The organism is Fulvimonas yonginensis, from assembly GCF_037137055.1.
GTDB lineage: Bacteria > Pseudomonadota > Gammaproteobacteria > Xanthomonadales > Rhodanobacteraceae > Frateuria_A > Frateuria_A yonginensis.
The window spans coordinates 138,307-148,947 of record NZ_JBBBNY010000008.1; the positions used below are offsets into that span (position 1 = coordinate 138,307).

At 68.1% G+C, this 10,641-nt stretch carries 13 protein-coding genes; all 13 read right to left on the reverse strand.

What is annotated here, in order from left to right:
• Nucleotide 1: 1 nt before the first annotated feature.
• From fliE to WAT24_RS11980, 13 genes are read right to left on the reverse strand one after another with little or no spacing between them, the layout of a single operon-like run.
• Entirely contained in the window at nt 2-295 is a 294-nt protein-coding gene (gene fliE, locus WAT24_RS11920) for a flagellar hook-basal body complex protein FliE (RefSeq protein ID WP_336808098.1), read from the reverse strand.
• A complete protein-coding gene (locus tag WAT24_RS11925) occupies nt 292-663 on the reverse strand; it encodes a flagellar basal body rod protein FlgC (protein ID WP_336808099.1) in 372 nt (123 codons plus the stop codon). Before WAT24_RS11925 ends, fliE begins: the two co-directional genes overlap by 4 nt.
• A 4-nt stretch (nt 664-667) precedes the next feature.
• Complete coding sequence (locus WAT24_RS11930) at nt 668-1,027, reverse strand: hypothetical protein (protein ID WP_336808100.1); 360 nt, start codon at nt 1,025-1,027, stop codon at nt 668-670.
• Nucleotides 1,028-1,038: 11 nt separating this feature from the next.
• Complete coding sequence (locus WAT24_RS11935; RefSeq protein ID WP_336808101.1) at nt 1,039-2,148, reverse strand: flagellar basal body P-ring protein FlgI; 1,110 nt, start codon at nt 2,146-2,148, stop codon at nt 1,039-1,041.
• A 5-nt stretch (nt 2,149-2,153) separates the two neighbouring features.
• Nucleotides 2,154-2,735, reverse strand: coding sequence for a flagellar basal body L-ring protein FlgH (locus tag WAT24_RS11940; protein ID WP_336808102.1), 582 nt, complete (start codon nt 2,733-2,735; stop codon nt 2,154-2,156).
• Nucleotides 2,736-2,745: 10 nt separating this feature from the next.
• Nucleotides 2,746-3,450 (reverse strand): flagellar basal body P-ring formation chaperone FlgA, encoded by a 705-nt coding sequence (gene flgA, locus WAT24_RS11945; protein WP_336808103.1) that lies wholly within the window; start codon nt 3,448-3,450, stop codon nt 2,746-2,748.
• Between the two features lie 5 nt (nt 3,451-3,455).
• Nucleotides 3,456-4,223, reverse strand: coding sequence for a flagellar hook-basal body protein (locus WAT24_RS11950; protein ID WP_336808104.1), 768 nt, complete (start codon nt 4,221-4,223; stop codon nt 3,456-3,458).
• A gap of 10 nt (nt 4,224-4,233) precedes the next feature.
• Nucleotides 4,234-4,908: a flagellar hook-basal body protein gene (locus WAT24_RS11955; RefSeq protein WP_336808105.1), complete on the reverse strand. Its 675-nt coding sequence runs from the start codon at nt 4,906-4,908 to the stop codon at nt 4,234-4,236.
• 16 nt (nt 4,909-4,924) lie between these two features.
• Nucleotides 4,925-6,988: a flagellar biosynthesis protein FlhA gene (gene flhA / locus WAT24_RS11960; RefSeq protein ID WP_336808106.1), complete on the reverse strand. Its 2,064-nt coding sequence runs from the start codon at nt 6,986-6,988 to the stop codon at nt 4,925-4,927.
• Nucleotides 6,985-8,058 carry an EscU/YscU/HrcU family type III secretion system export apparatus switch protein gene (locus tag WAT24_RS11965; protein ID WP_336808107.1) on the reverse strand — a complete coding sequence of 358 codons (1,074 nt, stop codon included), beginning with the start codon at nt 8,056-8,058 and terminating at the stop codon, nt 6,985-6,987. The genes flhA and WAT24_RS11965 overlap by 4 nt, the downstream gene beginning before the upstream one ends.
• A 3-nt stretch (nt 8,059-8,061) precedes the next feature.
• Entirely contained in the window at nt 8,062-8,823 is a 762-nt protein-coding gene (locus tag WAT24_RS11970) for a flagellar biosynthetic protein FliR (RefSeq protein ID WP_336808108.1), read from the reverse strand.
• Between the two features lie 2 nt (nt 8,824-8,825).
• Complete coding sequence (locus WAT24_RS11975; RefSeq protein WP_336808109.1) at nt 8,826-9,089, reverse strand: flagellar biosynthetic protein FliQ; 264 nt, start codon at nt 9,087-9,089, stop codon at nt 8,826-8,828.
• A gap of 14 nt (nt 9,090-9,103) precedes the next feature.
• The gene (locus WAT24_RS11980; RefSeq protein WP_336808110.1) at nt 9,104-10,234 is read right to left on the reverse strand and encodes a tetratricopeptide repeat protein; all 1,131 of its coding nucleotides are present in this window, start codon (nt 10,232-10,234) and stop codon (nt 9,104-9,106) included.
• Between the last annotated feature and the right edge of the window lie 407 nt (nt 10,235-10,641).

A 10,641-nucleotide genomic window follows, 5' to 3' on the forward strand; every position in this document is an offset into this window, starting at 1 on the left:
CTCAAAGCTGCATCTGGGTCAGTTGCTGGTAGGCCTCGACCACGCGGTTGCGCACCTCGACCGCGAACTGCAGGTCCAGGCGCGCGCGCTCCATGGCGATCATCACGTCGTGCAGCGGGATGGCCTCGCCGGCCGCCATGGCGCGCAGGGCCTGGTCGCCCGCGTTGAGGCTGGTGTTGAGCGCGCCCAGGCCCTCGCCGACCAGCCGCGAAAAATCGGCCGTGGGACGGACCGGGCGGGGGGCGAACTCCGGCGCGGGCAGTGCGCCGGATACGGGAGCGATCGCGTCGATCATGCCTGGTCCTTTCCGATGTTCAGTGCGGACACGAGCATGTTCCGCAGCGTATTGAAGGCGCGCAGGTCCGCCTCGTAGCCACGGCTGGCCGAAACGAGCGTGCTCATCTCCGCGACGAGATCGACCTTGGGGTAGTGCACCATGCCCTTCGCGTCCGCCATGGGATTGGAGGGGTCCCGCACGAGCCGCTCCTCGCCATGGGCCAGGCCCAGGGTCGCGCCGAAATCGCCCGCGCGACCTGCGGCGGTCGCCTGGCCAGGCGCGATGGGCGTGTTCGCGACCGCGATATCCCGAGCGGCGCGTTCGATGCGTGTGCGCTCGTAATCCAGACCGCCGCGACTGACCGCAAACAATGCCTCGTAACTCATGTCCCTATTTCCCGCTGATCGCCAGTTGCATGAGCCCGAAATGCCTGCTCAACCCATCCGTCAGGGCGCGATAGGCCAACCCCTGGGTGCTCAGTTCGGCCACCTGGTCGTCCAGGCTCGTCCCGTCGGCGACCACGGGCCCGATCTGGTTACGAAGCGACTGCTGTGAAATGGCCTGCATGCGTGCTCCGGCCCCGGCATCGCCCTTGGCGGCCGCGCCCAGCACGTCGAGCGCATCGGCGAAATCAGCCCGCTGCAGCGTGGCGCCCGGGACGTTCGCGCGGGCGATGTTGGCGCTGGCGATCTCGGCCCGGACCTGCGCCAGGTCCAGTCCGAGGCGCACCGCTTCCGTCGTGATGTCCATCCTTCCCCCTGTTACTGGATGACCAGTTCGCCGCGCAGCGCGCCGGCGGCCTTGATCGATTGCAGGATGCCAATGACCCCCTGCGTGTTGATGTGGATCGTGTGCAGCGCGGCCACCAGCTCGGTGACGGTGGTGCCGCTGGGCATCGAAACCGAGCGCGCCGGCGGCTCGTCCACCTTGATCGTGCTCTGCGGCACGACCGCCGTGGCGATGCCGCTCGACGGCCGAACGTAGACGCCATCGGGCTGCGACACGAGGAAGTCGGTCTGCACCTCGATGCGCAGATCGCCCTGGGTGATCGACACCGCGCCGATGCGCACGTCGCCGCCGGCCACCACGCTGCCGGTGCGCTCGTTGACCACCACGCGCGCAACCTGGTCAGGCACCACCGGCACACTCTCGATCTGCGCGATGGCGCGCACCAGGTTCGCCGGCGGTCCCGGGAAGCGCACGGTGACCTTCCCGGCATCCTGCGCAACCGCGCTGACGCCCGGGATATTGTGGTTGAGCGATTCGGCCACGCGCTCGGCCGTGGTGAAATCAGGCTGATAGAGCACCACGTCCAGCGTATCGGCATCGCCACCCAGGCCCAGCGGCGCGGCACGCTCGACGGACGCACCGTTCGGCACGCGGCCCACGGTGGGATGGTTTTTCTGCGCCAGGCTGCCGAACGAATCGACGGCATAGCCGCCGACCGAAACGGGTCCCTGCGCAAGCGCATAGAGCTTGCCGTCCGGCCCGTCCAACGGCGTCAGCAGCAGCATGCCGCCGGTCAGGCTGCGGGCATCACCCAGCGAGGAGACCTCGACATCGAGCTTCTGGCCCGACTCGGCGAAGGCAGGCAGCGTCGCCGTCACCATCACCGCCGCCACGTTGCGCGTGGAAAGATCGTCCGGGCTCACGTTGATGCCGTAGTGGCTAAGCGTGTTGGCGACCGACTGCACGGTCACGCGGTTCTTGGACGAGTCGCCCGAGCCCGACAGGCCGATCACGATGCCGTAGCCGGTCAGTGCATTGTCGCGCACGCCCTGGATGCGCGCGATGTCCTTCAATCGCACGCCATGGTCATCCGCCCATGCGACGAGCGGCACGAAGGCAAGCAGCAACCCGAGAATACGCATGCCTTTCACAGCAACCCCAACCACTTCATGAAACGGTAGATGGCACCGTGGCGCTGGGCTTCGGACACGTCGCCCTGGCCGGTGAATTCGATCTGCGCGTCGCTGATGCGGTTGGACGGGATCAGGTTGGAGGCGAGGATGTCCTCCTCGCGCACCATGCCGCTCAGCGCGATGTGCTGTTGCTCGCCGTTGATCGTCACCGATTGTTCGCCGCGCACGTGCAGCAGGCCATCGGGCTCCACCTCGGTCACGCGCACCGCGAGCTGCGCCTGCAGGGTGCCGGCACGCGAGGTCAGCCCCTCGCCCTGGTCGGACCCGCTCAACCCGAGGCCGTAGGGGTAGGTGCCGCGCGGCGTGCGGGCCTGCGCGGCCAGTTGCAGGTCGTGCGAACCGTCGGTGTTGGCGCTGACGCTGGCGTGCGCCGTTTCCACGACGACCACGGTCAGCATGTCACCCACGGCATGTGCGCGCCGGTCGGCGGTCAGGCCGCGGTAACTGTCCGGCTGGATCAGCGAGCCGGGCGCCTGCGACTGCGCCCCCGCAGGCGCGGCCGCCAGGGCCATCGCCAGCGCGGTCGATACGGCCAAGGTCAACGATTCAGCGCGCAACTTCCACCACTCCTTTGCCTGTCACCCGTGCCTGCACGGGGCTGTCCGCGCCAGTGGCGAGCACGGCGACCATCTGCCCGGCTTCGCCGGCGTTCAGGGCCATGCCGCGTGTCAGCATGCGCACCGCACCGTAGCGAACCAGCACCGTTACCTGCTGGCGCGCATCCACGGCAGGTATCGGCTCGAAATCCTCTTCCAGCACGGGCGTGCCGGCCAACATCGCGCGACGCAGGCGCTGCCCCTTCATGGCTGAGAGCGTGCGCACCGGCTTGCCATGCAGTTGGGCTATATCCACTTCTGCCTGCCGGATCTGCACCGCTTCGGCGGGCGTGCCCTGCCCGGTATCGGCGGTATAGACCGCCAGGGGCTGCAACGCTTTCACCGCGAACCAGACCGTCTCGGTTCTCACCGGGCGCTCCGCCACCAGCAGTCTCACCGGCACCGCTATTCGCGAGCGCGGCCATTGACCCGCCGGACGCGTCGCCTGGATGCGGAGGGAGCCCGCTGGCACCACGGCATCCACCGGCGTGCCGATCACCTGCACATCCAGCCGCGTGTCCGCCCCCAATGGCAGCGCCTGGAGCACCGCCCTGGCCGCATCCACCACGCGCGCAGCCGCCACCGTCTGTTCCGCCGCATGGGCGGACAGGGTCGAAGCGAGCAGCGACAGCGCGAGTAGGACGAGGAATCGCACGGCGATCAGCGGCGCAGGTTGTTGATCGTGTCCAGGATCTCGTCCGCGGCCTGCAGAACTCTGGCGTTGAGTTGGTAGGCGCGCTGCGCCAGTACCAGCGACGTCATCGACTGCACCATGTCGACGTTCGACTGCTCGATCATGCCCTGCATGATCGAGCCGTAGCCGGCGTCCTGCGGATGGCCGAGGGTGGGATCGCCCGACCGTTCGGTCGGCACGAAGGCATTGCCGTCGACCTGTTCGAGCCCTTCCGGCGAGGCAAACGTCGCCAACTGGATCTGCCCCAGTTCGCTGGGTTGGGTGTCGCTGCCGAGTAGCGCCGTGATACGCCCGTCGCGACCGATGGAGACGTCGCGGGCATCGGGTGGGATCTGGATGCCATCGGCCAGGCGGTTGCCGCCGGCCGTGGCCAGGTAACCCTCGTTGTCCACGTGCAGCTGGCCATCCCGCGTGTAGACATGATTGCCGGCCGCGTCGATGGTCTCCAGGAAGCCTTGGCCCTGGATGGCGAGATCTAGCGGGTTGCTGCCCTGGACGAGCGCGCCTTCGGTGAATACCGCACGGGTATCGAGTACCTCGATGCCCGCACCCTGTCCGTCCACCGGCACGCCCTGCTGCACCTGGGCCGGCGACAGCGCCGCCACGTTGGCGAAGTTGACGTGGGACTGCTTGAAGCCCGGCGTCTGCATGTTCGCCAGGTTGTTGGAGATCGTGTCGATCTGGGTCTGCGAACCCTGCAGCCCGGAGGCGGCGATGTAGAGCGCGTCGATCATGGGAGTCCCTTCAGCCGTTCTCGCCGATGTGGTTGATGCCTGCCTGCAGCACCTGGTCGTAGGCTTCCATTGCGTGCTGCAGCGATTGCGCGTGGCGGGTGATTTCCATCAGCCGCACCATCTCGTTGCCAGGGTCGACGTTGGACTGCTCCAGCGCGCCCACATGCAGCGTGCCGTTCCAGTCCTGCGTGGGACCGGCATAGGCGTACAGGCCACCGCCCAGGTCGTGCAGTTGCTCGGGCTGCGCAACCTCGACGATGCGCAGGCGGTCGACCACGCGCCCACCGTCGATCACCGTGCCGTCCGCGCGGATCCTCGCCGACGGACCGAGCGTGATCGAGCCTGACTGCCCAAGCACCGGGTGCCCGGCCGGATCGACCAATCGCCCCTGGCTGTCGATGCCCAGCTGGCCGGCGCGCAGCAGCAGCGTGCTGCCACCGGCGTCCACCGTGAAGAAACCCGGGCCCTGCAGTGCGACATCCAGCGGGCGCCCGGTCTGTTCGAGCGCACCGTTGCCCATGTCCAGGCGGACCTGCGGCCCGGCGAGCGCGTTGTGGAAGTCGGGCATCAGCTTCTGCGCGCGGTAGCCGGGCGTGCGCAGGTTGGCGATGTTCTGGCTCGCCACGTTGAGCGCATCGACGTCCTGGCCCAGGTAACGCGTGATGCCTGCGATGGTGGTGTCCATGGTTCTCCTGTTCTCCTCAGGCCGCTGCCGGGATGCTGGCGGCGACCGTGCCGAAAGCACGCACGACCGCGTGGGTCGGCACCTCGCTGACCGCCAGCACGCTGACGTGCGGCAGGCTGCGCTGGATCAGCTGCCGCAGCGGGCGCCGAATGCTGCCGGGGCACAGCAGCACCGGCAGCAGGTTGCGCCCCATCATGCTCTCGGCCTGGCGGGCCAGGCTCGACAGCAGCGCTTCCAGCTGCGTTGCGTCGCTGAGCAGCACCGCGCTGCCCTCGCGCTGGCGCACGGTCGCCACGATGGCACGCTCCAGTTCGGGCGCCAGCGTCAGCACATGCAATTCGCCTTGCGGGTTGCAGAGTTTCTGGCAGATCGACGGACCGAGCCGCTCGCGCACGCGTTCGGCCAGTTCGTCGGCCTGCTTGGTCGTCTTGCCGGCATCCACCAGCACCTCTAGGACGGTGTCGATGTTGCGGATGCTGACCTGCTCGCGCAGCAGCTGCTGGAGCACCTTCTGGATGTCGGTGTAGGACATCACCCCCGGCACCAGTTCGTCGATCAGCGAAGCCTGGGTTTCGCGCACCCGTTGCACCAGGCGCTCGGTCTCGGCGCGGGTCAGCAGGTCCGCCGCGTGGCGCTTCATCAGCTCGCTGAGATGCGTGACCATCACCGTCTCGGGGTCGACCAGCGTGTAGCCCGCGCCCCGCGCGAACTGTCGCTGCGTCGGATCGATCCACAGCGCCGGCAGGCCGTAGGCCGGGTCGCGGGTTTCGCGCCCTTCGAGCCGCGCGCGCTTGCCGCCCGGGTTGATCGCCAACAGCGCATCCAGCCGCAGTTCGCCCTGTCCTGCCCGCGCGCCCTGCAAGTAGATCTCGTAGGCGTGCTCGCCGACCGGGCGATCCTGCCGCACCTGCACGGCGGGCATCACGAAACCGTAGTCGAGCGCGAACTGCTTGCGGAACAGCGCGATGCGCTCGGTCACGTCCAGCGATTTCTCGCGGAAGCCCACCGCCAACGCCGTACCGATGCGCAGCTCGATGGCATCGACTTGCAGCAGCCGGTAGAGATCCTCCTCCCGGCTCGCGGGTATCGCCGGCGGCTCCTCCGGCTGGACCTCATCCTTGTCGCGATTGCGTGCGGCCAACCAGGCGACCGCCACCACCACGGCCAGCACCACCGCCACCGGCCAGGCCGGAAGGCCGGGCAGCACCAGCAGGCCGCCGAGTGCTATCGCGACGATGGCGAGTGTGCGCGAGTTCGACAGCACCTGCCGCGCGATCTCCGTGCCCAGCTGCGCGTCGGTGGCCGCGCGGGTAATGATGATGCCGGTGGCAACCGCGATCACCAGCGCCGGAATCTGCGTGACGATGCCATCGCCCACGGTCAGCAGGGTGTAGCGCTGCGCCGCGTCGCCCCAGGCCATGCCCTGCTGCACCATGCCGACGGTCAGCCCGCCGACAACGTCGATCAGCATGATCACGATGCCGGCGATCGCATCCCCCTTGACGAACTTGGTGGCTCCGTCCATCGCACCGTAGAAGTTCGCTTCCTTTTCGATCTGCGCGCGGCGCCGGCGGGCCTCGTGCTCGTCGATCAGGCCCATGTTCATGTCGGCGTCGATGCTCATCTGCTTGCCGGGCATCGAATCCAGCACGAAGCGCGCCGCGACCTCGGCCACGCGCTGGGCGCCGTTGGTCACCACCACGTACTGGACCACGACCAGGATCAGGAACACCACCAGGCCGATCACGTAGTTGCCCGCCACCACGAACGCGCCGATCGCATGGATCACCCGCCCCGCTTCGCCATGGCCCAGGATCAGGCGGGTGGCCGAGATGTTCAGCGCCAGGCGGAACAACGTGGTGATGAGCAGCAACGACGGGAAGGTCGAGAAGCTCAGCGGCGTCTCGGTGAAGAAGGTGATCAGCAACACCAGCAACGCCGCGCTGAAGTTCAGCACCAGCAGGAAGTCGAGCAGCGGCGAGGGAATCGGCGTGAACAAGATCACCAGGATCCCGATCATGCCGAGCACCAGCGCCAGGTCGCGCTTGCCGGTCGTCAGTTGGCGCAGCAGCGGCGTCATGTGCGGATCCGGTTGCCGGGACGGGCCATGAGCCAGCGGTAAACCGGCGCCAGCTGGCCGAACAGCTCGGCCGGCACCGGTTCGTCGATGCCGCATTCGCGGAACAGCGCGCGGGCGAGCTCGGGCGAGCGCAGCATCGGCACGCCGTGGCGCTCGGCCAGTTTGCGCATGCGCGCGGCGACGCGATCGCTGCCCTTGGCCAGCACCACCGGCGCGCGCATGGTGCGCGGACGGTAACGCAGCGCCACGGCCAGATGCGTGGGGTTGGTCATCACCACGTCGGCCTCGGCGACGCGGCCGATGGCGCGCGTACGCTTGAGCAGTTCGGCAGCCAGGCGCCGGCGCTTGGCACGGATACTGGGATCGCCTTCGTGGCGCTTGGTTTCATCCTTGATGTCCCGTCGGCTCATACGAAGCTTGCGCACGTATTCCCGGCGCGAGAACAGCACGTCGGCTATCGCCAGCAGCACCATCACCGCCAGCAACCAGGTCGCCACCCTGCTGAAAACGGCCAGCGTCAACCGCGGCAACTGCACCGGGCTGGCCAGTGCCATCGATCCCACCATCAGCGTCAGCTTGCCCAAGGCGTACCAGGCCAGCAGCGCCAACGCACCGACCTTGAAGCTCAGCTTCGCCAGGTCCCACAAGGTACGCATGCCGAACAGGCGCTTGAGCGCCTGGGCCGGATTCATCCGCGTGAAGTCCGGCTTGAGCGGATGCGTGCTGAACACGAAGCCGGTCTGCAATACGTTGCCCGCGACCGCCACGACTACGACCGCCAGCACCAGCGGGATCAACGCCTGCCCCACCGGCGCAAACGCCCCGGCAATCCAATGCGCCAGCCCGCCCCCGGCCACCGGCGCGTTCCCGGCCAGTTGCAGGCAATCGCGCAATGCAGCGGCAAGGGCGGAGGCCAGTCGTGCCGAGGTCACCACCAATGTCACGCTGAAGGCCAGCAGGATCAGCGTGCCGCCGAATTCCGCACTGCGCGGCACCTGCCCGCGCTTGCGCGCTTCCTGCAGGCGGAACGGGGTCGGCTGTTCGGTCTTGCTCTGCTCGCTCTCGGACATGGCTCACGGCCCTCCGGTCGAGATGGCGCCGAACGCCTGCGAGAACACCCGGCCGATAAGTTCCGGGGCATAGCGCAGGTCGGCGGCGAGCAGCAGGAACGCGGTCGCGATCTTCAGCGGCAGCGCCACGAAATAGATGTTGGCCTGGGGCATCGAACGACTGGCGAAGGCGACTGCCAGATCGACGCCCAGCAGGCCCAGGATCACCGGCGCCACCACCGCCAGGCCGAGCAGGAATTGGCTGCCGAGCAGATTCACGAAGGACCCAGGAGTGACCGCGAGAACGGCACTCCCCAGCGGCGCGAAATGCGTGGATGCAAGCACCCAGCGCAGCAGGAACAGGTGCAGCCCGAGCGAGAAGAACACCAGCGCCACGACCCATTGCATGGCGGTGCCGGTCATCGACTCCACGGTCCGCATCGCGGGGTTGAAGATGCTCACCGCCGATGCGCCGGACTGCACGTCGACAACCTTGGCCGCCATCCCCACCGCCGCACCGGGCAGCATCACCGCCAGCGCCAGCGACAGGCCCATCGCCATCTCGCCGAGCAGGGCCATGCCCAGCGCGATCGGCTGGTCGATACCGGCCAGTCCCGCCTGCGCTGGGGCCACGCTCGCGGTCAACAGCGCCAGCGCGAGCAACAAGGCCAGCCTCACGAAGATCGGCACGAACGCGAACGGCGTCAGCGTAGGCACGGCCAGTACCGGCAGGAATCGGGCCCCGGCGAGAACGAAACGGATGACGGCGAGCTCCAGTCCGGCCACGGCTACATCCCCGCTACCGACGCGATCATCTGGCGCGCGAACGCCACGACCACCGACATCATCCAGGCACCCAGGCCCAGGAACACAACCACCACCACCACCAGCTTGGGGATGAAGGTGAGCGTCATCTCCTGGATTTGCGTGACCACCTGCAGGATCGAGATCACCACGCCCACGACCAGCGCCGCAACCAGGATCGGCGCGGAGACCTTGGCTGCGGTCAGCAGGGTCTGCGCAAGCAGGTGCATGGCGGTGTCGGCATCCATGCCGGAGCTTCTCCTCAGGTCCTCGTCATCTGCGCGCGGAGCCGGCGCAGAAATTCCAGTGGATCGGTGGCTTGCGAGGCCGGCGTCTGCGCCAGGACCGGCGCCACCAGTGCGGCGGCCTCGTCGTCACGTCCGTCCGCGAGCACGAGCAACGCCTGGGCGTAGACCGCGCTGCGGCCGTTCGGATCCAGGCGCCGCGCACGCACGATCGCCGCTTCGGCTTCCGTGACGTTGCCGCGCAGTGCATGCAGCACGGCGAAGCCGCCATGGGTTTCGCCGAAACCACGGTCGAGGGCGAAAGCCAGCTCGTAGCTGACCTGCGCCGAGGCGAGGTCGCCCAGTAGCAACTGGCACCAGGCCAACGCGTGCCACGTGCCGATGTGGTTCGGCATGCGCGCGGTCGCGTGTTCCAGCACGCGACGCGCTTCCGGGATGTTCCCGCCCAGCATGTGCGCCTGGCCAAGGCCGGCAAGTGCCCTGCCCGCTTGCGGGTGGCGGTTTGCCGTCCTGCCGAAGACCGCGACGGCTTCATTGACGCGCTGGTGCCACAGCGCAAGCGTGCCGGCAGTGATGCCCGCTTCCAGTTGCGTGGGATCGCGCGAGAGTGCCGCCAGCGCGGCCCGCCCGGCTTCGTCGAAGCGGTTGAGATCGAGGAGCAGCAAGGCGCGGATGCCCGTGGCCTCGTCATCGCCCGGGTGCCCGGCCAAGGCCTCGTCGATCGTCCTGAGCGCCTCGTCCAGGCGACCTTGCCAATGCAGCAGGCGCGCCTGCAGGCGCTGGGCGTCGAGCAAGGGCGGATGGCCGTGCAGCGCCGGCTGCAGGGCTTCGCTCGCGGCCTCCAGGTGGCCTTGCGCGAATTCAGCGTAGGCCAGGTCATGATGGATGGCGGGTGCGTCCGCGCCATCGGCAAGCAGCTCGCGAAGGATGTCGGCCGCCGCGGGGGCGTCATCCGACTGCAGGCGGGCGCGGGCCTCGTAGAAGCGCACACCGTGGTCCCGTCGCGCACCCGGCGACAGGAGATCCAGCATCTCGATGGCGTGTTCCGCACGCCCGGCGGCGAGCCACTGACCCATCAGGTCGCAGGCCAGCACCGCGTTGGAGGGGTCCTTTCGCAGAAAGGACTCAAGCTGTTCGAGCCCGGACATGTGATCCATCACTCCGCAAGCGCACGCCCGTTGCGGGACGCAAGCCGCAGCTCTCGCCTATCCATGGCGCTGGCTTCTACCAACGCCCCCTGTTCTGTCCCGACCGCCGCTCCCAACTGCCCCAAGCGAACGATCGAGACCCTGTTCACAAAGTCTCGACGAGCGAGATCCGGTCTGTCAAGAGAAAAGGGGACAGGAAAGCGGCGTCGTTGCTGGGACGCAAGATTTTGCGCGGCCGTCCCGGCGGCCGCGCGGGTGACTGCACACCCAGCACCGCGGCCACATCCTGGAGGAAGTCATCGCTTCCCGGTAATCCCCCCGCCGATTAGCTGACCCCAGAAGTGGAATTTTCTCGTAGTCTTTCCCGAGGAGGTTCCATGAAGAAGTCCCGCTTCACCGACAGCCAG

Excerpts from the sequence above, each read along its gene's own strand:
- WAT24_RS11925 (WP_336808099.1), bottom strand. The coding sequence starts at position 663 with ATGAGTTACGAGGCATTGTTTGCGGTCAGTCGCGGCGGTCTGGATTAC.
- WAT24_RS11930 (WP_336808100.1), bottom strand. The coding sequence starts at position 1,027 with ATGGACATCACGACGGAAGCGGTGCGCCTCGGACTGGACCTGGCGCAG.
- WAT24_RS11955 (WP_336808105.1), bottom strand. The coding sequence starts at position 4,908 with ATGGACACCACCATCGCAGGCATCACGCGTTACCTGGGCCAGGACGTC.
- WAT24_RS11980 (WP_336808110.1), bottom strand. The coding sequence starts at position 10,234 with ATGTCCGGGCTCGAACAGCTTGAGTCCTTTCTGCGAAAGGACCCCTCC.
- WAT24_RS11935 (WP_336808101.1), bottom strand. The coding sequence starts at position 2,148 with ATGCGTATTCTCGGGTTGCTGCTTGCCTTCGTGCCGCTCGTCGCATGG.
- WAT24_RS11965 (WP_336808107.1), bottom strand. The coding sequence starts at position 8,058 with ATGTCCGAGAGCGAGCAGAGCAAGACCGAACAGCCGACCCCGTTCCGC.
- WAT24_RS11950 (WP_336808104.1), bottom strand. The coding sequence starts at position 4,223 with ATGATCGACGCGCTCTACATCGCCGCCTCCGGGCTGCAGGGTTCGCAG.
- WAT24_RS11975 (WP_336808109.1), bottom strand. The coding sequence starts at position 9,089 with ATGGATGCCGACACCGCCATGCACCTGCTTGCGCAGACCCTGCTGACC.
- flhA (WP_336808106.1), bottom strand. The coding sequence starts at position 6,988 with ATGACGCCGCTGCTGCGCCAACTGACGACCGGCAAGCGCGACCTGGCG.
- fliE (WP_336808098.1), bottom strand. The coding sequence starts at position 295 with ATGATCGACGCGATCGCTCCCGTATCCGGCGCACTGCCCGCGCCGGAG.